This is a genomic window from Sphingobacterium sp. GW821-FHT03E03 (assembly GCF_059420745.1).
The window spans coordinates 258496-278734 of the sequence record NZ_JBWKUH010000001.1 but is presented as its reverse complement, the minus strand read 5'-3'; the positions used below and the strand labels follow the sequence as shown (position 1 = coordinate 278734).

Below are 20239 nucleotides of genomic sequence, written 5' to 3'. Positions count from 1 at the left end.
ATGAGATATAATTGTTTTATTTTGCATCGATAGGTAGCCAATTTTTATAGCCTTGTTGTCTTACATACTGCCAATTGCGAGGACCAGATGATGTATTAGCATCGCGGATGTCCAATTTATCATCAATGTAAGTTAGCACATCCGTATAATCTTGACCTATTACATTTTTGTAATGCAATACCAAGGTTTTGGTTTTCGGATCATAGGTGTTGTCAGTGCTAGTTTCCTGTGTTGTGGCATATGCAAAGGTGCCCTGAGGAAATCTACTATCTCCGATTGCGATAGGCTCCAACGTGTAAGTACCGTAGGCCTCATCATTTAAAAATAATTTATTGTACATCCAACCGTTTCCATGTAGTCCAAATACCTCAAAACTCCATAACCCGGTTCCCCAGATCATAAATTGACCTTTATCGTTTGGATCGTTACTCAACCGTGTAATGTATTTATAGTTATAATGTACACCGTTTACACTATTTTCTGCGGCGTTAGCCTGCAATCGTGCGGAATGGTATCTTCCTTCTGGGAGTTTTGGGATGGGAAAACCGGACCAATTGACTACCCTTTGGGCGTCCACAATGAGGTTAGCAATCAGAAAGTTATCGTAAAAACGATTCTGGGGCATGCTATTGCTTTCAACTATTCTTACCGGAAATGCAAAATTGGCATAGGCCTTACTGTCTGTACGTTTGATCGGTATCGCAAAAATAAGCGCGCTGGATGCTGTACCTTTTTTAATGGTTACTGTAAAGGTTTTTGTTACTGGGTCATAGGGTGTGTTTGTTTTATACAATGAAGATTCAGGAATATAATATGCTGTATTGTTTTCAATGTTAAAGTCGGTGAGCGTTTCTTGGTCGAAGGCAACGTTGACGGAAATATCTTTGTCGGCCGTGAGTGAGCCACCGATTCCGATTTTAAACTTCACCTCAAAGAATCCGTCCCGGAGGTCTTCGATAAGTTCTACATCATAGTTGTCGTTAAGGATCTTGAGCGTATCCACGAATGTATAAGCCTGTATTGCTGTGATGGAACGCTCTGACGCAGATGTCGATTCAGCATTTACGATATATAATTCCTGCTTATAAAACTCCTTGTTTTCATAATCCAATTTACCACAAGCTGCCCAAAAAAGGCAGATGGCAAGCAGCGAAAAGTATTTTATATAATTAGATTTCATCATTATGTTATATAAGAATCAATAATACAATATATGGTTACCATCCCGGATTTTGGATGAGCTTACCCCAATGGTTGGCGACATCGTTGTACGGTAAGGGGAAGAAATAGTCCTTTTTCTTGAAGGAATAACCATCTATAATGGTACGGTCATAAAAAGTAATATCTGCTTTTTTGTAATTCATTCCGTACACCGGCCCCCCTGATCCTTTGGGATTGCCCCAGTTGTCGCGTTGGACATTTTCAGCATCCTTCCAGCGTCGGATATCAAAATAGCGCTTTCCTTCGAACGCCATTTCCACCAGGCGTTCATGTTTGATCTTATTTCGGATTTCTTCTTTAGATCCTTGGTTATATCCTGGAAGCCCTGCCCGATAGCGCACCAAATTGAGATATTTTAGGATATCCGGATGTCCGGGTTGGCTTTCATTGAGCGCTTCAGCATAAGAGAGATAAACTTCCGCTAATCGGAATACCGGGTATTGTTTTTCATAAGTTCCTTCTATGCGCATATCATCGTCATTGATGTATTTGACAACGGCATAACCGGTACGTAATGAGGGGCGATCGGTCTCAAAATAACCATCGGCGGTTTCGGGTCTATAATCGACATAATAAAATGGATCTACCTTATCATCTTGTTTATATCCGCGGCCGTGAAAGCCGATCGTAGCATAAAAGCGTGGTTCACGGTTCAGTACACGGTTTGGTACGGCAGGGAATCGATTTCCGTTGAAAAAGTTGGTATGGATCGGCGAATTGAGCGAACTACCATCGCCCAAGATATAATACCCATCGGCGGCGGATGAAGTCGAAAAATCCTTATAGAGCTTCTGGTTCTCTTCTTCGATGGTTGCGCCGTTATTCATAAAAAAGCCATCAACAATTTTTTGCGTGGCGGCTATACGCGAACTATTGAGTGAATTGGAAGCTTTGTGACCTCGAGGCCATCCCAATGCCGTTAGGTTATAGGTTTGACTTTGTCTATTTACCTGCCAGATCACTTCCGTGTTCCAATAGTCATCACCACCGCTAAATAGGGCCTTGAAGGATCTATAAGGGTCAATACCGGCAGGTCCATTTGGCCAAGCTATAGTATTACCCGGAAAGTCACCTAAGGGCACAGTTTTGTAGTTTTTGTTGGCTGGCAAAGTGAACAATTGATATTGATTTAAGTCGATAATTGCTTTGTAGGCATCGGCGGCTTTTTTCCAGCGATTTTCATCGTATCCTTTGCCAAAGAAAGGTTGCCCCTCAGGATTAACAAAACTATTGTACTCTGTGTTACCGTTGACTAGCGGACTTGCCGCCCATAGTAGTATACGTGCTTTTGTTGCCATGGCCGTAGCTTTGGACGGTCTACCTAGATCAGAGGTCAATATCTGTGCCTGGCTTGGTAGTTTTTGAATGGTCAAGTCTAATTCGTTGGTTAAGAAATTGACACATTCCTCCAGCGTAGCCCGTTTTGTTGGGTAGTTGGCCTCATTCGCGTAATCTACCGTTTTATCAACGATAACAAAGGGACCATATATTTCCAAAATCAATGAATAATAATAAGCGCGCAAAAAGCGCACATCCGTTTGATAGCTTTCAAGCTCGCCCTCTTTAATCAATTTATCATTAGCCTGTGGGGAGTTTTCCAAAAATTGATTGCAAGCCCGTATCGCGCGATATAATTTTGACCAATAGCTCAGTTCCCATGGCATATTGTCTGAATTGTACTTACCCTGTGATAGTTGCATGGCCATATACGTATCCAGGCCTGCGTGGCCTTCATCGCCGGTCCCACTGAATGGCCAAGATTGATGCATATCAGTAAAATTGGGAAGATGGCCGTAACAGGCAGCCCAGGCTTCACGAATATTTTTACGGGAGGTCCAGATATCGTTAAGATTGTCGACCTCATGCAGATATTCCTCCGCATCCAGGTATTTACAGGACTGCATATTTACGATAGTCAATAATGCAAACGCTAAGCCTATGTTTTTGATGTTGAGTATTTTCATTGGAGTAGTTTTATTTAATCATATTGTGTTTGTACTGTCTCGTAGATTCACTTCTTTTGATGATCTATTGTTAAAATGTTATGCTGATTTACAGTTTAAATCTGACATTCATACCAAGAGAATATGTGCGTTTTAATGGGTAAGCATACGAGGATTTCTGTTCGGGATTCCAGTCCTTGAATTTTGAGAACGTTGCCAAATTGTCACCACGTCCATAGAAATAGATATTCTGGAACGGAAGTTTGCTATTTTTTGGCATCCAGGTATACCCTAATTCGGCATCCGCCAGGCGCAAATAAGAAGCCTCACGTTCCCAGAAGGTGGACTGCTGTGCATTATTGCTGTTTTCCGAACCAACGCCCAGACGTGGATAGGCAGCATTTGGATTTTCCGTTGTCTTAGTACCCGAGTAAGATTCAGGTATCCAGTGATCGTTATAAGCAACTTCATAGATCGCACCACGGCTTCCTGAGGCATTGAACGGGATACGTCCACCATTAAGGGTACGGAATACATCCGATTTTCCGATCACACGGGTGGAGAAGGTCCAATTTTTATAGTTGAAATCCAGGGCGAGGGAATAGGTCCATTTGGGGTCTGTACTCGCTAACCAAATACGGTCTTCTGGCGTGATCAAACCATCCCCATTAATATCCTTGTACTTGATGTCGCCAGGCATGACCTTATTCCAGGTTTGCACAGGGCTATTATCGATATCAGCTTGATCTTTGAATAGACCCAAAGAGATATAATTCAGGTCACGCCCCCAGTCCAGTCCGATACCACTTTGGTAAGGCATTTTGGGATCAAGTTGCCCATTTTCTACAATCGTATTTATATTGTAGGTCAGGATTCCACGAATATAATTGATTCGGAAATTGCCGAAATTTTTACTGTACGACATATCTAGGTCGAACCCCCTGGAGTACATCTTTCCAAGGTTAGCTTTTGGTACAGAACTCAAACCCAGTGTTGCCGGAAGTTTGTTCAGGTCAATTAACTGGCCTTCACGTGTATTTCTAAAAATATCCAGTATCATTTTAAATTGATTGAACAGGCCAAGTTCTATACCGAGGTTCATCTTCTTATTTTGTTCCCAGGTAAGAGCAAGCTGTTCCAAGCGACTTTCTCCCACTCCGGGAATATTTGTACCACTATATGCCGTACCCCCAAAACCGAAAGTATAGCCATCAAGAGAACCCGTTGTCGCCATATAACCGAAGCGTCTGGCATCCCCTGGAGCCCCCACTACACCATAAGAACCACGAAATTTCAATTGATTGACCGTTTTTTTCATTCCTTCCCAAAATTTTTCTTCCGATAGGATCCAGCCTAAACCAATAGAGGGAAACGAGGACCAGCGCTTGTCAGGCGTGAACATTTGTGACCCCGAAGCACCGAAGTTAATATCTGCAAAATAGCGGTTTTTAAAACCAGCCGTAAATCGTCCCGCAATAGATTGCTCCCTTGTCGGTAAAGCATTAACCAAAAGGGAATTCCCATTGTTATCATTAGGGACATCATCCATATACTCACGTTGTTTGTACAGTACAAAAGCTGTTGTCGTGAAATCCTTTCCAAAATCGCGGGCATAATTGGCACTTCCCTGTATTTCAACAACACGGTGTCCTGTAGGTGTTGATGGTTCAAATCGCATTTTGTCATCTAGATCAGGGGTGGTATTGAGTGTGACCAGATTTCCATCTTTATCGCGGCCCGTACCGTTGTAACTGTTCGCAAAATCAGGACGGTGTTTTTGATAATCCTTAATATATTGATGTGTATAATTATTGATTTTCGAAAAAGAGGCAATACCGTTAAAAAATAACCCTTTTAATAGGAAATCAAGTTTTTGTGTAATATTGAGGTTGGTATTCATCACATTGGAGTAGCCGCGGGTAAAACCAGTTTTATTGAGCATCGAAAAAGGATTTTTTACACCGGCTGGTTCTTCTGGAGCGGTTCCGTTGGAGTATTGGGTAGGGAAGAGGGTCGGATTGATCTCATTGATGATATCAAGGATTTTATCCGTCCCCTGTCCGGGTTCTGTCGTTGTATTGTAGCGCCCGTCAAATCCGAGTCCCAATGTCGTTGTCGGACTGATATCAGCTTTTAAATTAGACCTAAAATTGAACTGGTTATATTTCGCATTTGAATTGTACGATTGGAGATTTCCCTTAAACATTCCGTCCTCTATGTAATAACCTCCAGACATATAGTAAGTCACTACATTGCCGCCGCCACCGATATTGAAATTTCCTTTATGCGATAAATTATTAGGTTTATATAGTGCATTGTACCAATCGACATTCGGGTAAAAGTCCATGTCATTATCTCCAAATTTTTTGATGATCTCATCAGAATATGGCTTGTCTTTCCCACGTACTGCAAATGCTTCGTTTCGCATTTGCGCATATTTTACAGCGTCGATCCAATGCGGTTTAAAGGTCGCATTGTTGACTGAGGAAGATATCGACATATTGACGCTGGGTTTTTCAGAGAGCTTTCCCGTTTTGGTCGTGATCACAATGATACCGTTAGCTCCTTCCAATCCATACACTGCTGTTGCAGAGGCATCCTTAAGAATAGAAAAGCTTGCAATATCATTGGGGTCTACATCATCAATCGATCTTTTTAATCCATCGATCAAGATTAATGGGTCAGAACTTCCCTTCACGGAGTTTATGCCACGAATAATAAAATTGGCTCCGTCCTTGCCGGGTTGTCCCGAAGTCTGGTTGAAAGACATTCCCGCTACACGGCCAGCGAGTTGATTGGTCAGGGAGCGGCCGGGAGTGATGAGTTCCTTGGGGTCGACTGTACTCATCGCAGCAACAACGCTAATTTTCTTTTGTACACCATGGGCGACAACAACTACTTCATCCAATGCACCATTGTCTTTTTTCAGTTCTACTTTGAGCTGGATCAACTCGTATGTAGTAAGCGAAGCAGTATTGATCTCAACAGTTTTGTAACCAATTGAAGAGAAAACGAGCACGGCTTTTTCGGGTAGATTCGTCAGGCTAAAATAGCCGTTTTCATCAGTTACTGTTCCAAAGAGAGAATTTGCTTTTACCTGCACCGAAACGCGGGCAATTGGTTTATTTTCCTCGTCTGTAACTGTACCGGAGGTTTGACCTTTTGGAGATTTTTTTTCCGTTGTTAAAGGAACTTTATTCTCCGTTGCCGTTTTTTTGGGCGGCAAAGCTTTGATCACAATTGTTCCATCGTGAATGGCATAGCTCAGGGACTGATTTTCCATTAGCTTATCCATGGTGTTTGTTAAAGAAGCATTTTTGACAGATAGATTAACTGCGGGCGCATGTTTTAATATAGATTCACTGTAGATAAATCTATAACCGGTAGCTTTCTGTACTTCAGAAAATGCTTTGGTTAAAGGAGCGTTTTTTAGCTCCAGATTTAAGGTTTGAGCCATCCCATTTGCCGATAGCATGGAGAAGGTACTGACGAGTACAGAGGCTATAAGGCCTCTTGTCCATGGTTTATTCGGCTTGCCGAATTTCGGGCATGGGTTTAAAAATGGGACATGAGAATTGCTTTCCATATCATTTGACTGGTTTATAAATTAGTGTTTTGGTTAAAATTTAACTTGATAAAGCTTCCTATCAAGTGACGAAGGTCAGACCTATACTTTTCTAAGTAAGATCTAGTCTAGGAGATGTACTCATTGGTTTTTTAAGTAAATGTTAGGTTTATAACTTTGGTTTTTCATTGGTTATTTTATAATGAGTTTTCTTTGGGACACGGTAAACTGAAATCCAGTTAGGTCGTTGAGTGTTTTACAGACAGTCTCTATAGAAGCGCTTCGTTTTATGCCACCATTATAGTGCTCATTGGTCAGTTTGCGCTGTATATCAATATCTATGGCATACCATCTGGAGATCTCGCCAAGGATTTCTTTTAAATCTTTGCTGTTAAAATAAAAATAGCCTTCTTTCCATGACAGCGCTTCCTCAATATCAGCTTTATTGACTTCGATCTCTCCCTGGCCGCTGATTGTTTCATGTCCCGCGGTTATGATCCTATTTTGTCCGCCATCAGTGACTTTGATACGGCCTTCGGTCAGTATCGTCTTTATTTTGTTGCTGCCCAGGTGGGTATTAATGTTAAATGCTGTTCCTAATGCTTGCACCTCAGTACCATTGACATTGACCTTAAATGGATGCTTGGCATCTTTTGCAACTTCGAAATATGCTTCTCCCGTTACTTTTACGATCCGATCCTCGCCACTGAAGACAGATGGAAATTCAAGCTCGGATTGGGCATTAAGCCAAACTTTGGTACCATCCGCCAACTCAATGTTATAGGTTGCACCCGTTGGTATCGTAAGCTTGTGTATGGTAGGTTTTTGAGCCTTATTGTTCGAATAGTCCAGCCCATTTTGATGGATCTCAAGAGAAGTGCTCCCATCAGAGATTCGATCTGATAAATTGGTGCCTAATTCTACTTTACTCCCATCAGATAACGTCAAGGTTGCTTTTTTGCTTCCGGGCGTTATCATTGTATTGACTTGTGCGTTCTGTTGATCTGTTTTTAATATTCTTTGTTGGTAAAAGTAAAATGCAACGGATAATGTTAGGATTAATGCGGCTGCAATTGCTGCGATCTGTCTCCAACTTATTTTTATTTTATTGTTTTGTTGAGATCTTCCGATAATAGTTCGCCAGATTTCCTGCTTGTTGATGCTTTGGTGATACAGAAGTCTTTTGTTGATTTCCTCCATATCCAATCCTTGGTCTTCAATCCAGCTGTTGAGCTGAGGAAAGTCAATGGTTAGCTGCTCCAATTCTTGAAGTTCCTGATCGGATATTTCCTTTCGTATATAGAGAGAAACTAATTCTGCAGCTCTGAAATATTTCGAATCCATAATTCTATTTATTTTTGGACTTAGGTACTAATTTTGTTTTGATCCATACATTCTAACCTCGATACTTTGTTTATACAAAGACACGGATTGTGTTAAAATGGGTGAAAAGAAATTAAAAAAAATATTTAGTTCCAATTTTTCCGGTTTATTTAAGTAAAACAGAAGTATTCACTTTTGCCTAGTCTACAGTAAGACACGGAGGGGAGAAGAAAAGGTGAAAAGAATTTTAAAAAAATAATAAAAAAATATTTTTAATACCTCTATAGAATGGATTGAGCTGTTTGCGCAACAGGAGCAATGCTCGGCGTTTCTGTGTTTTGACCGTATTAATAGAAACGTTAAAATGTTCAGCAATCTCCTTATTGGATTTTTCGTCCAGATAAGCGAGCTTACAGATCTGTTGACAACCCTCGGGTAACCGCTCAATTGCTTTTTCCAAATGGCTAACAATTTCTGCATAAATCAATGCATCTAAAAATATTTTATCGTCCTGCTCATGGAAATCTGTATGCTGTATATATTTCTCAGATACTTTCAGGTCTCGGAGATAATTTAAAGAGGCATTTTTTACAGTGGTGAAGAGGTAACTTTTTTTTGCTGCACTGTGCGAGCTCAAGGAATAGGGCTTGTCAAGTAATTTAACAAATACATCCTGCACGATATCGTTTGCCGTTTCGTTGCATTGGACGATCCGCCACGAAAACTCCACAAGAGCAACATAGTACTGTTCAAATAATTGTTGAATGTGGACTTTGGTCAATGATTCCATGTGGTATAATAAAGCCTATTCTACGATATTAATTTGTGTCGCGCGATAGATAATTGAGGTCTATTTTTCGGGATCAATATTACGTAAATTATTTTATATCGTAGGTATGTTGATCTTAAATCAAATCAAATATCTGTCCAAATTGAATGTCCTGTAATAAAAATGTATAGTCCCGACTAATTTATAATAGCGCAAATACAATGTCATCACTAGGATTTTTACATGAGTTTGTTAGCCGTATATCCTGGGAAATGTAGGATACTTACCTCATGATTTGGGTAAGATGTTCATACCAAATGTACTTTGTTGGTCGATGAGCTTCTTTCTACGCATATTTGTTTATACATTGTTAAGACATAGTCGTGTACATAGGTCAGGGTTTCGCTTGCCCCTTAATAATATCAAAATTTTGTGAGATATTTACGGGTAACTTAAATTATAAATTCAATCAATATGAACAAACTTCTTTTCTTTCTGGTGTTGTGTTTTTTTGTGTTTTCATCACGTGCGGACGTCCGTTTGCCAAGTATCCTGGCGAGCAATATGGTGTTACAGCAACAGTCGACCACAGCGTTGTGGGGCTGGGGCAAACCGCGAGAGAAGATAAAAATTACGACCTCTTGGAACAATAAGACCGTTGAGGTAACAGTAGATGGAAATGCCAATTGGCAAATTCCGGTTCAAACTCCGAAAGCTGGGGGACCCTATACGATTGTATTTGAAGCTGAAAATAAAATTGTCCTCGAAAATGTATTTATCGGTGAAGTTTGGGTCTGTAGTGGACAGTCCAATATGGAATGGAACTATTACAATGGTATTACCTCTATCAAGGATGAATTTTCACGGCTCGACAAATTTAATATCAAACTTTTTCAAGTTGCTAAAGCAACCTCGAAAGCCCCTCAAGATAATAATGAGGGAAACTGGATGGTCTGCGACAGCAACACGCTGAAAAATTTCAGTGCAGTTGCCTATTATTTCGGGAAGGTACTAAACAGAGAGCTGAATGTACCCATTGGATTGATCAGCAGTAATTGGGGTGGCACACCAGCAGAAGTTTGGATCCCCGGCGAACTCATTGAGAGCAACACAATTTTAAAAGATGCGGCAGAGAAAAAGAAGCCCTCATCTGGGTGGCCTATTGCTCCGGGGTACGCTTATAATGCGATGATTGCACCTTTGATTAATTTTAATGTGGCGGGTGTCATCTGGTATCAAGGGGAGAGCAACGTTGAGACAGCTTCAAGTTATACGCAATTAATGGATATCATGATAGGTTCATGGCGTAGAGCCTGGAACAAAAACTTTCCGTTTTATTATGTACAGATTGCCCCCAATAGGTATCGCAACTATAATGTAGGAGCATTGCTCAGAGAAGCTCAAGCTAAGAATCTGAGCACAGAAAAAACTGGAATGGTCGTTGTCTCAGATTTGGTAACTGATACGTTAAACATTCATCCTTCCAATAAGAAAGATGTGGGTTTACGTCTTGCAAATTATGCTCTTGCTGAAACATATGGTTTAAACATAGGGAGTTATAAAAGTCCAATGATTAAGTCTTTTGATGTGCGGGGAAATCAAGTTGTACTTGATTTTTATAATGCCGATGAGGGGTTAATGGTAAAAGGAAAGAAACTTAATGAAACTTTTATTGCTGGCGCGGACAAGATATTTTATCCCGCCACCGTGGAAATCAAGGATAAACAGATGATCGTTTCAAATAAGGAAGTAAAAAATCCGGTCGCTGTTCGATATCAATTTAGCAATACTGGGATCGGTAATATTTTTAGCAAAAAAGGATTACCCATGGCGCCGTTCAGGACTGATGAATGGCCCGTTGATACGAGTAAGACAAAGTAGCATGATTCATTTTCTCGAAATAAGAATTGTTTCAAGAAAATGATAGTTTTAATAAAAAATATCATAATTAAAGGAATACTTGTCAATGTATTTTAAACCAACTGAAAGTTTAATTTTAAAGTATTTCATTTAAAAAATAAAAGTAGGGCTATGTAAGAACTTTGTTCGAACACAAAAATCCTTGATTTGAACACATACAAAAAAAACACTTGATGAACTTTGTACCATAAAAAAAGAATTATTTATGAGCAAAAAGAAAGTATGGTTTATTTCGGGTGCGTCCAAAGGTATAGGTTTAGAGGTTGCAAAAACAATTTTAGCAAATGGTGACAGCGTTATTGCAACTTCACGCAGTTTAGAAGAACAGATTAAGAATATCAGTTTAGAAACAGAATTTTTTCTACCATTACAAGTAGATATTACCAATGAAACTGAAGTAAAATCAGCAATTGAAAAGGGAATTAGGAAATTCGGACATATAGATGTTATATTAAATAATGCAGGGTATTTTCTGGTTGGAAGTTTAGAGGAAATCAGTGACCTCGAATTTCGAAAAACGATGGATGTAAATGTTTTCGGAATGGTTAATATCATCCGAAACGCGATGCCTTATTTGCGTGGGCAACAATCTGGGCACATTATTAATATTTCATCCAATATGGGGTATATTGGATATGCCAATACCGGAAGTTATAACGCTTCTAAATTTGCTGTGATAGGTCTTTCGGAAGCATTGGCACAAGAAGTAAGGAAATTTGGAATTCATGTTACAGTAATTGCGCCAGGAATGTTTAGAACAAATTTCATGAGTGATAGTACATTAGCTGTAGCTAGCAATCATATTCCTGAATATCATGTTGCTAAACATGTTGCGGTACTAAAAGGATTTGATGGCAATCAACCTGGTGACCCTACAAAGTTAGCAAAAGTTTTGCGCGATTTGACGATGCATGATGAACCTCCATTACATTTGCCATTAGGTACAGATAGCTATGAATCAATATTACTTCACAGATCAAATGAAGCTAAAGAATTGGATGATTGGAAACAGATATCGCTCTCGACAGATTTTTAAATTATTTGTAAATTTACAAATATGAAGAAGAGATTTTCCGTACCGTATATCATCAAATCCATTTCGGAATTGCATCAACTTTTTGCACTTGCAAAACCGGATCATCCTTTAATCAGTGTGATTGATTTTGAAATCCTTAGTTATAAACATAGTGACGTATGGAAGTATTTTGCCAACGATTTTTATTGCATCACTATAAAAAAGGGAGGCAATGGAACGTTGAAATATGGACAAAGAGATTACGATTTTAATGAAGGCATGATGACGTTTACTAAACCGGGCCAAGTATTTTCGGTGAAAGCAGTTAGCGACAATCCTGTTACCGGGTATATGCTCGTTTTTAAATCCGAACTTATACGTCCCTATGCATTGGGTATAAATATCAGTGATTATGGTTTTTTTGATTATCAAATCGCTGAAGCTTTACACCTTTCAGCAAAGGAAGAAAAGATCATTTCTTCACTTTTGAAACAAATGCAGGAAGAACTAAAAGACAATATTGATAATTATAGTCAAGATGTGATCGTTTCACATCTTGACTTACTGCTAAACTATTCGAATCGATTTTATAACCGTCAATTTCTTAGCAGAAAGGCCATTAATAATAATCTGCTAGCCGATATTGAAAAAATCTTAAATAATTATTTCCATTCGGAATCTGGATTAAGTAGTGGATTGCCGACTGTACAATCGATCGCCTCTCAACTTAACATTTCACCAAATTATTTAAGTGATTTACTAAGAAATTCAATTGGTATGAACGCACAACGATATATTCAACAACATTTGATTGAAAAAGCGAAGGAACTTCTGGCTACTTCAAGAATGACGGTTGGTGAGATTGCCATTCAATTAGGGTTTGAATATTCCCAGTCGTTTAGCAAATTATTTAAAAAGGTGACCAATCAGACTCCAGTGGCTTTTCGTCAGTCCTTTAACTGATCAATTTTATAGAATAGATTTTTTTATATATTTTTGTAACGTTCATTACATTAATAAAAGTGAAAGGGAGACCCAACATATACCAAAACGAGGAAATTATTCTAAATGCTCAGCAAGTATTTTGGAAAAAAGGGTATTTTGCTACTTCATTGACGGACTTGAGCAATGCAACTGGAGCAGGTGCAGGAAGCTTGTATAATAATTTCAAAGGTGGTAAGAAAGAGTTGTTCAAAAAAGCACTGCAACAAAGGAGAACGGATTTTATGGCTTTTAAAGTTATATTGGAAAAAAGCGATACACCAATTACCTTGATTAAGGACTTTTTTTTAAATCTTGCACATGCAGATAAGATTGCCCATCAAAAAGGTTGCATCATTGCTAATACGATTGTAGAAATGAGTTGTACAGACGAGGAGCTTGAAAAGGAAGCGGCAGAAATACTGAAAGAAACTGAAGCTTTGTACAGGTACGCAATTGAGAGAGAACAGGATAATAAAATTCTCAAAACAACTGTGCCTGCAGATGTGTTGGCAAAATACCTGGTTACGGTTTGGTGTGGCATCAATTCATTAAGAAGGCTATATCCTGATCCGAAAATACTTAAAGAGCAAATCAATCTACAACTTGAAATACTAAGATAATTTTTTTTACATATTTGTTTAACGATCATTACAAAAATAAAATGGATTTACAATTAAAAGGAAAACGTGCATTTATCAGTGGTTCTACCCAGGGTATTGGCTTTGCTGTCGCAGAGAAACTTTTACAGGAAGGTGCTTCTGTTGTCATCAATGGTAGGAGTGAGGCTAAAACACAACAGGCACTAGGAGACTTGAAAAAGCAATTTCCTAACAGTAATATCGATGCAATTGTGGCGGATTTTTCTAAGGTCGATGAAGTAGAAAAATTACTTTTAGTGCTGACGGACATTGATATTTTGGTCAACAATGTGGGAATATTCGGGATTGCTGACTTTTATACAACAGCTGACAAGGACTGGTACGATTATTTTGAGGTAAATGTTATGAGCGGAATGCGTCTGTCCAAGAAATTACTTCCAAGAATGATAGAGAAAAATTTTGGAAGAATTATTTTTATCAGCAGCGAATCAGGTGTGAATGTACCAGAAAATATGATCCATTACGGAATGTCAAAAGCGGCAATGAGCGCTTTGAGCAACGGATTATCCAAGTTAACCAAAGGAACTGAAGTAACTGTAAATACGATTTTGGGTGGTCCAACCTACTCCGATGGAGTTGCCCGGACCGTGGAACAAATTGCATCTTCAAATCATCTAGAAGTTGAGTCAATGAAAAATGCAATCATTACTCAATCCAATTCACATATTTTACTCCAGCGATTTATCGATCCGGTTGAAATTGCAAATTTAGCTGTTTATCTTTCAAGTCCACTCTCTATTGCAACTAACGGGTCTAGCTTAAGAGCAGATAGTGGTGTATTGAAAATTATATAATCCGTATCGAATGTTTAGAATATCTATGAAGCAGTATATTGGACATCTGACTTGATCATACAATTCTTTGAATCTATAAAAGCGATCTCTGGAATAACCCATTACTTTACAGGATCTTGATACATTTCCTAAGTGTTGAGCAAGTTCTAAAACACCCAATTTATTCTTGACGATTTTCTCTTGTGTAGTCAAAACTCTAATCTATTTTTCAGCTGTTAATTTATTGCAACTGTCAGATTAAGTCTTGACTACTTCAAATTATGTGAGAGCAGCCTTCATTTCAATTCTTCACGATCACTGCCGACGGCTGGTCTCTATGTTGTAAATAATCTTTTCTGCTTCAAATTGACCTTTAAAAATTAGTGCATAGATAATCAAAACAATAAGCCAATGTCTAATTTTTACACCTATCAATGCAGTCCCTAACAATATACCAATTGCGCCGATAGCAATTCGGAAATAAAGTATAGATTCATATTCCATCGCATACCAATAACAACCCTTGCAAAAATTGTATCAATAGAGCAAATAAGCATCTCCATAAGTAATTAAAATGTTGGAAAGAATTATTAATGTCCCAACTATCCGACAAAGGATGCAACTGGTTAGTATCTTATGAGTTGCTCTCTATTAAAGTAACGATCAAGTTAGTCATACCTTTTCAATTTTTAACAATATTCCAGTACTGTTAGGTTATTATCAAAAAGGGGATACCTCAGCACCGATTGTTTATTTTCTATAAGAACTGCTTTGTGGGCGATAAAAAAATCTACAAGTTCTTCAACACGTGTTTTATCTGTCAGCCATTTCGTTGTATAAATCATGAATATATTATTTTAAATTTTTTAATTCCTCCAGAAGGCTGTTCTGTTTATGAATGAAATGATCCAGACTATCTTTTTGAAAAGGATGTGCATTTTGGTATTTTTCAATTTCAGGTAGCGTCTTTCTGATTTTAAAAGCGGTATAGAGGCTTGTCAAGGTCTCACTATTTTTGTTGATCAGATCCATCCGTTCCTTTATATTTTTTACTTTAAGATCGTACTGGTCAGAACTGGCCGTGATTTCCTTTTCTACCTGTTGCCTGACTAATGAATCTGTGATAGATTTTGTCTGAAGATGAGCATCCTGATAATAAGAGGTAGAGGTATTAAGTATATTTTTATAGACGGCCAAAGTTTTTTCGGTTTCCTCGAAGGTGTCTACTATTTTCGTATTGAGCGCCGTCAGATTTTTATCGTTTTTAATCAATTCAAAATAGATACGGTTTACAGTCACCTCATCGCCCCGATAACTACTTTTAAAGGAATCGGAAGTTGACGAGCCCGCATTATCTACTACGTTGTCTACAGGGGAATTATCAGATTTATTTTCTCTGCAGGAGAGAATAGATAACGCCATGACAGAAGCAAAAAACATTTTTTTCATACTCTATTTTTAGTGGTTTACAATTCATTGTATCTCATTGACTAAAATTAATCATTTCAATTCTATCACTGGTGATTAAACGATATAATTTTATTTAATTATCGCATTTTGCGAGCGGTTAATGCAGTAGGAAAATTTATTAAAATAACTTGTTATAATTTCGTCCTTGATCTGATCTTTGGCATCGCAAGATAGTACTTATAGTCACCGGATTCCATGACACCATCGTCAAACCATTCATTATCCAGATACTTGTACATATCATTTAGGTAAGCTACCTCTTGGCTTACTTGATAGCAGGGGTGGAACCAAATCCAAAATCGCTCTCGTTTATTGTATGGATGGGGTAGCGGCAGGATCATAGTACCTTGGAATAGATCTCCAGGATGTTTTTCGCTAAGATTTTTTAAATTTATACTCGTGAAATAAAAAGTAAGGTTATATTTTTGTCACTGATTATATGGATAATATTTTTGGTTGCAGGTTTGGGGCCTCTTTACTGTATGTGCCGTAGCAAATTTCACGGGAAATGCTATTACGTAAGAACTGACTGAAATAATGGAAAGTGAATTAAAATATAAAGTAATAAAACCTGACAAATCGCTTGCGGACTTTGTTGAAAGTTTTTGGCTTTTACAAAACCAATCAGACCTTGATAAAGAGGTTGTAGTATTGCCAGACGGAAGAGTTGATCTGTTTTTTACGCAATCTGCAACAGAGCCTTTCCACATTACGCTTTTGGGAATCGAAACGCAACCAGGCCAAGCGACCATTACGTCTTTACGACAAACTTATGCCATAAGTTTTAAACCGCTTGCAATAAAATATATTTTTCAAAGCAACATCGCCAACTTAGTGGACAAGGGAACAATCTTGCCACCTAATTTTTGGAACTTTAGTGCGGACGACCTGAATGACTTTGATTTATTCTGCGAGAAAGCGACAAAAAAAATACAGTCACTTTTGCCAAGTGAAATAGACAACAGGAAACGAAAACTGTTTGAACTCATTTATTCATCAAATGGAGTGATTACAATCAAAGAACTTTCAGAAAAATCGTTTTGGAGTAGGCAACAGATCAATCGTTATTTCAATCAGCAATTCGGACTTACAGCAAAAGCATATTGTAATATTATCCGCTTCCGTGCTTCCTTTCAACACATCAAAGAAGGCAAATTGTTTCCACAACAAAACTTTGCCGACCAATCCCATTTCATTAAAGAAGTCAAGAAACTTTCTGGTGTTTCACCAAAAGAATTGTTGAAGAACCAAAATGAGCGTTTTATACAATTTTCAACGCTCGAGTCAAAGTAATTTTGTTCAGTCAAAAAATAAATTGTACTGGATATGAAATTACAAGGCAAGAAAATCGCAGTCGTTGGCGGCGGTCCTGGCGGACTCACGTTAGCCAAACTTTTACAATTAAAAGGAGCAAATGTAACAGTATATGAACGTGATATAAACAAAGAAGTTCGCCAACAGGGAGCAACACTAGACCTACACGAAGAAAGTGGTTTGGAAGCTCTTCGTAGAGCAAATTTGATGAACGAATTTAAGGCCAGCTTTCGACCAGAGGCGGGACGCTTAAGAGTGTTAGATGACCAAGCCATTATCAAAATGGATGACCACGAGATTCAACATGATTACCAGGAAGATCGTCCTGAAATTGATCGTGCCCCTTTGCGCGATATTTTAATAAACTCATTGCATGAAGATACTATTATTTGGGATAGTCAGTTCATTTCAATGGAAAAACAGGAGAATGGCTGGCTTTTGCATTTCAAAAACGGAAAATCTTTTTACGCTGACCTTGTCGTTGCAGCTGATGGTGCAAATTCAAAAATCCGTGTTCACATTACCGACATTAAGCCAATTTATTCTGGGGTTACGATTGTTGAAGGTAATATTTACAATGCCGAAAAAAACGCGCCGAAACTTTGGGAAATAACAAAAGGGGGAAAAATTTTTGCTCTTGGAAACGAACAATCAATTATCTTAAGTACAAAAGGAGAGGGCAGTTTATCGTTTTATACCGGTTGTAAAGTTTCCGAAAATTGGGTGCAGGAAAGCGGTATTGACTTCAACAACAAAGAACAAGTTTTTGATTGGTTTAAAGTCGCATTCTCGTCATGGAGTGACCAATGGCAAGAGCTTTTTGCAAGTAATGAAATTTGGTTTATGCCACGTCCGCAATATCATTTTCCATTAGATCAAACTTGGACAACATTACCAAACTTGACAATGCTTGGCGATGCGGCTCATCGTATGCCACCATACGCAGGCGAGGGGGTAAATCAAGCCATGCAAGACGCTTTTGAATTGGCAGAAAATTTGACAAGTGACAATTTTCCAGACATTCAGACTGCAATTTCACATTACGAAAAACAAATGCAGGCAAGAGCAGCAGCAGTAACAAAAGATACTTTAGTAAACACTGAAATATTACACACTGAAAGTGGGCTTGACAAATTGTTGACTATGTTCAACAAGGGGATATAAAACACACTGATTTTTTCGGGTGATGAAATAGTGAAACTAAAAGCAGAAAAGCTGTAGAGTCTACAGCTTTTTTATGCTAACTGATCAACGGTTTTTGAAATCTCCATCTTGTCAGCTGTAAGTATTTTTATTCGGTAATTTTGTTTCTATTTATGTTATACAAATCAAAATTCGGATGTTTCCAAAATCTTTCAAATCCCAATTTTGGCATTACTTCAATCTCTGATGAATATATTGGGTAAATTCCTTTTATATAAATTTTGTATTTGGCACCAATATCAAGATTGTTATAGTCACTTTTATTATTAAAAATTGAAGGAGCAAATACTAAAAATCCGTCCATTTCAGAATCATCAGAGATTTTTTCTTGAAAATCAATAGGATCGCCATAAGAAAAAGGGCATTTATCTCGTAACTGATTAGCTAAATAGCCCACAACTCTTCCCCAAGAAAAATTATCTGATCTAACCGTTAAAGTGAGTTCGGGTCTGCCATTTTTCCAATCGGGATGATTTCCTAAAGAAAGCCCATAGGTAAATGATGTTATCATTCCCTTTTCAGGAATATTTTCGTAAACAATTGTTGTAACACCAGGAAGGCTTTTATCTAAACTATCTTCTTTAAACAAAAGAGGTTCTTTCTTAAAGATTTTATTTAGATGATTTAAATACTGTTCCGATGGTGACAATTTTTTCTTAAATAAATTTTTAAACATATTTTACTATGAGAATGTTTTGTAAGTCTTAAAAAGAAAGCAGACAAATTGCTAGAGCGTATTTTCCTTTATAAATCTATTAATTTTTGATTTAAATATTCAGTCTTTCTGTTGAAAAAGTATTTGTTTTTTTATTTCTCTTCTTTTTCTTCAATATCAAATTCCCGCGACCGTAATAAACATCCGAACGCGTGAGATTATTCAGTGATTCGTGATATCGGTTGTTATTATACCTATCCACAAACTTTTTTGAGGCTACTATGTGTTTCTTGGCATAATAAAATCTATCAAGATTAACTACATTTTTTATTGTTCTGTGATAGCGTTCAATTTTATCGTTGTCTGTTTCGATATCATTATGTAAATTTATTACGCCATAGGCCATATACTATTTACATGAAGACCATATTTGTTTTTTTAGTCTTACTGCTATTCGTTTATCCATTGTTTGCGCAAAGCGATAAATTGTTAGGTAGATGGGTTTTAGACTTTGCATTGACTGAAGACAATTCACTTGTTCCTTTAGATCATCTCTATTTTTCCAACGAGGTTATCTATGAAATAAGTCCGAATAAGATGAAAATATCAGCTTTTACATTTGACACGAAATATATTGGCGATAATGATATCGACCTGGGACACATGAAGCTAAATTATACATTCAGCGGTGATTATTTGACCGTTGTTGAGAAGGGCACTAAAATCAAACTCTATTTTTTAAAAAGAGACGATTTTGTTAAAAAATATCCGGAATTTGAAGAAAAACGCATACTTAGTGAGGGCAGAGAATTATATGTTGCTAATACGCTTTCCAAATTAGTATTTGATAATGGCACAATAGACCCCAATTCGTGTATCACTAATGGGGCACCACTATTGAAAAAGAAAACCTCCAAAAACTACTTTATGAAGGCAATGTTTATACTTGACCAGCACAATCAGATTTCAAATATTGTTGTTTCAAACATTGAGGAGGATGACATCAGGCAGCAAGTCATAAAATCGATACAACGTTGTGGTAAATTTTATAAAAATTATTCGGGGAAAGATTTATTGGTCACACTTCCTTTTAATTTTTTTAAAATGTACGAGTTTTTTAATCCCGAAGCCAAACGAGTTTATCGGGCCTATCAACAGGGAGAAGAATGGTTTGAAAATTCAGAATTTGAAAAAGCAATCTTTGAATACGAAAAGGGTATTGACACAAAAATTGATATGGAGCGATATGGAAATACGTTTTACCACGATTATATTATCCACCTTGGAATTGCGTATTTAGCGACCGATCAAAAGGAAAAAGCTGCATCGACATTTCGAAAGTTGGGCGACGAAACGAATTTTAAGATTCGAAACTATTTACGTTTCTATTGTCAATCTTAAAAAATGTAAAACCTACTGACAGCC

At 37.8% G+C, this 20239-nt stretch carries 15 protein-coding genes and 1 pseudogene; 8 read left to right on the top strand and 8 right to left on the bottom strand.

The genetic code is table 11. The annotated features are described in order from the left end of the window. Positions 1 to 16: 16 nt before the first annotated feature. The 5 genes from AC07UV_RS01145 to AC07UV_RS01125 form a co-directional block, all read right to left on the bottom strand. Positions 17 to 1183, bottom strand: coding sequence for a DUF1735 domain-containing protein (locus AC07UV_RS01145; protein WP_495182420.1), 1167 nt, complete (start codon positions 1181 to 1183; stop codon positions 17 to 19). A 34-nt stretch (positions 1184 to 1217) separates the two neighbouring features. Next, positions 1218 to 3185, bottom strand: coding sequence for a RagB/SusD family nutrient uptake outer membrane protein (locus AC07UV_RS01140; protein WP_495182419.1), 1968 nt, complete (start codon positions 3183 to 3185; stop codon positions 1218 to 1220). A gap of 88 nt (positions 3186 to 3273) precedes the next feature. After that, positions 3274 to 6750 carry a TonB-dependent receptor gene (locus AC07UV_RS01135; protein ID WP_495182418.1) on the bottom strand — a complete coding sequence of 1159 codons (3477 nt, stop codon included), beginning with the start codon at positions 6748 to 6750 and terminating at the stop codon, positions 3274 to 3276. Between the two features lie 171 nt (positions 6751 to 6921). Continuing rightward, positions 6922 to 8073: a FecR family protein gene (locus AC07UV_RS01130; protein WP_495182417.1), complete on the bottom strand. Its 1152-nt coding sequence runs from the start codon at positions 8071 to 8073 to the stop codon at positions 6922 to 6924. Positions 8074 to 8299: 226 nt separating this feature from the next. Continuing rightward, on the bottom strand, positions 8300 to 8842 hold the full coding sequence (locus AC07UV_RS01125) for an RNA polymerase sigma-70 factor (protein ID WP_495182416.1): 543 nt from the start codon (positions 8840 to 8842) through the stop codon (positions 8300 to 8302). A gap of 453 nt (positions 8843 to 9295) precedes the next feature. On the opposite strand from AC07UV_RS01125, the gene AC07UV_RS01120 reads away from it, so the two are divergent. The 5 genes from AC07UV_RS01120 to AC07UV_RS01100 all read left to right on the top strand — a co-directional run bounded on the left by AC07UV_RS01120 (position 9296) and on the right by AC07UV_RS01100 (position 14193). Further along, on the top strand, positions 9296 to 10702 hold the full coding sequence (locus AC07UV_RS01120; protein ID WP_495182415.1) for a sialate O-acetylesterase: 1407 nt from the start codon (positions 9296 to 9298) through the stop codon (positions 10700 to 10702). 244 nt (positions 10703 to 10946) lie between these two features. Further along, on the top strand, positions 10947 to 11777 hold the full coding sequence (locus AC07UV_RS01115) for an SDR family oxidoreductase (RefSeq protein ID WP_282253851.1): 831 nt from the start codon (positions 10947 to 10949) through the stop codon (positions 11775 to 11777). Between the two features lie 21 nt (positions 11778 to 11798). After that, positions 11799 to 12719, top strand: a complete 921-nt coding sequence (locus AC07UV_RS01110; RefSeq protein WP_495182414.1) for an AraC family transcriptional regulator — start codon at positions 11799 to 11801, stop codon at positions 12717 to 12719. A 59-nt stretch (positions 12720 to 12778) separates the two neighbouring features. Further along, a complete protein-coding gene (locus tag AC07UV_RS01105; RefSeq protein WP_495182413.1) occupies positions 12779 to 13360 on the top strand; it encodes a TetR/AcrR family transcriptional regulator in 582 nt (193 codons plus the stop codon). Between the two features lie 41 nt (positions 13361 to 13401). Then, the gene (locus AC07UV_RS01100) at positions 13402 to 14193 is read left to right on the top strand and encodes an SDR family NAD(P)-dependent oxidoreductase (protein WP_282253854.1); all 792 of its coding nucleotides are present in this window, start codon (positions 13402 to 13404) and stop codon (positions 14191 to 14193) included. Positions 14194 to 14247: 54 nt separating this feature from the next. On the opposite strand, the pseudogene AC07UV_RS01095 reads toward AC07UV_RS01100, so the two are convergent. Next, positions 14248 to 14385, bottom strand: a pseudogene (locus AC07UV_RS01095) (helix-turn-helix domain-containing protein); the annotation flags it as partial. A gap of 639 nt (positions 14386 to 15024) precedes the next feature. Next, positions 15025 to 15621, bottom strand: a complete 597-nt coding sequence (locus tag AC07UV_RS01090; protein ID WP_495182412.1) for a hypothetical protein — start codon at positions 15619 to 15621, stop codon at positions 15025 to 15027. A 558-nt stretch (positions 15622 to 16179) separates the two neighbouring features. Between AC07UV_RS01090 and AC07UV_RS01085 the strand changes: the two genes are divergently transcribed. After that, a complete protein-coding gene (locus tag AC07UV_RS01085; RefSeq protein ID WP_495182411.1) occupies positions 16180 to 16935 on the top strand; it encodes a helix-turn-helix domain-containing protein in 756 nt (251 codons plus the stop codon). A gap of 33 nt (positions 16936 to 16968) precedes the next feature. Next, on the top strand, positions 16969 to 18120 hold the full coding sequence (locus AC07UV_RS01080) for an FAD-dependent oxidoreductase (protein ID WP_495182410.1): 1152 nt from the start codon (positions 16969 to 16971) through the stop codon (positions 18118 to 18120). Between the two features lie 127 nt (positions 18121 to 18247). Here the strand turns inward: AC07UV_RS01080 and AC07UV_RS01075 are convergent, their stop codons facing one another. Continuing rightward, complete coding sequence (locus tag AC07UV_RS01075; protein ID WP_282253858.1) at positions 18248 to 18835, bottom strand: suppressor of fused domain protein; 588 nt, start codon at positions 18833 to 18835, stop codon at positions 18248 to 18250. Between the two features lie 396 nt (positions 18836 to 19231). Between AC07UV_RS01075 and AC07UV_RS01070 the strand changes: the two genes are divergently transcribed. Then, complete coding sequence (locus tag AC07UV_RS01070; RefSeq protein ID WP_495182409.1) at positions 19232 to 20215, top strand: tetratricopeptide repeat protein; 984 nt, start codon at positions 19232 to 19234, stop codon at positions 20213 to 20215. The last annotated feature ends 24 nt before the right edge of the window (positions 20216 to 20239 follow it).

Coding starts and splice junctions, on each gene's coding strand:
- AC07UV_RS01145 (WP_495182420.1), bottom strand. CDS start 1,183: ATGATGAAATCTAATTATATAAAATACTTTTCGCTGCTTGCCATCTGC.
- AC07UV_RS01140 (WP_495182419.1), bottom strand. CDS start 3,185: ATGAAAATACTCAACATCAAAAACATAGGCTTAGCGTTTGCATTATTG.
- AC07UV_RS01135 (WP_495182418.1), bottom strand. CDS start 6,750: ATGGAAAGCAATTCTCATGTCCCATTTTTAAACCCATGCCCGAAATTC.
- AC07UV_RS01130 (WP_495182417.1), bottom strand. CDS start 8,073: ATGGATTCGAAATATTTCAGAGCTGCAGAATTAGTTTCTCTCTATATA.
- AC07UV_RS01125 (WP_495182416.1), bottom strand. CDS start 8,842: ATGGAATCATTGACCAAAGTCCACATTCAACAATTATTTGAACAGTAC.
- AC07UV_RS01120 (WP_495182415.1), top strand. CDS start 9,296: ATGAACAAACTTCTTTTCTTTCTGGTGTTGTGTTTTTTTGTGTTTTCA.
- AC07UV_RS01115 (WP_282253851.1), top strand. CDS start 10,947: ATGAGCAAAAAGAAAGTATGGTTTATTTCGGGTGCGTCCAAAGGTATA.
- AC07UV_RS01110 (WP_495182414.1), top strand. CDS start 11,799: ATGAAGAAGAGATTTTCCGTACCGTATATCATCAAATCCATTTCGGAA.
- AC07UV_RS01100 (WP_282253854.1), top strand. CDS start 13,402: ATGGATTTACAATTAAAAGGAAAACGTGCATTTATCAGTGGTTCTACC.
- AC07UV_RS01090 (WP_495182412.1), bottom strand. CDS start 15,621: ATGAAAAAAATGTTTTTTGCTTCTGTCATGGCGTTATCTATTCTCTCC.
- AC07UV_RS01085 (WP_495182411.1), top strand. CDS start 16,180: ATGGAAAGTGAATTAAAATATAAAGTAATAAAACCTGACAAATCGCTT.
- AC07UV_RS01080 (WP_495182410.1), top strand. CDS start 16,969: ATGAAATTACAAGGCAAGAAAATCGCAGTCGTTGGCGGCGGTCCTGGC.
- AC07UV_RS01075 (WP_282253858.1), bottom strand. CDS start 18,835: ATGTTTAAAAATTTATTTAAGAAAAAATTGTCACCATCGGAACAGTAT.
- AC07UV_RS01070 (WP_495182409.1), top strand. CDS start 19,232: ATGAAGACCATATTTGTTTTTTTAGTCTTACTGCTATTCGTTTATCCA.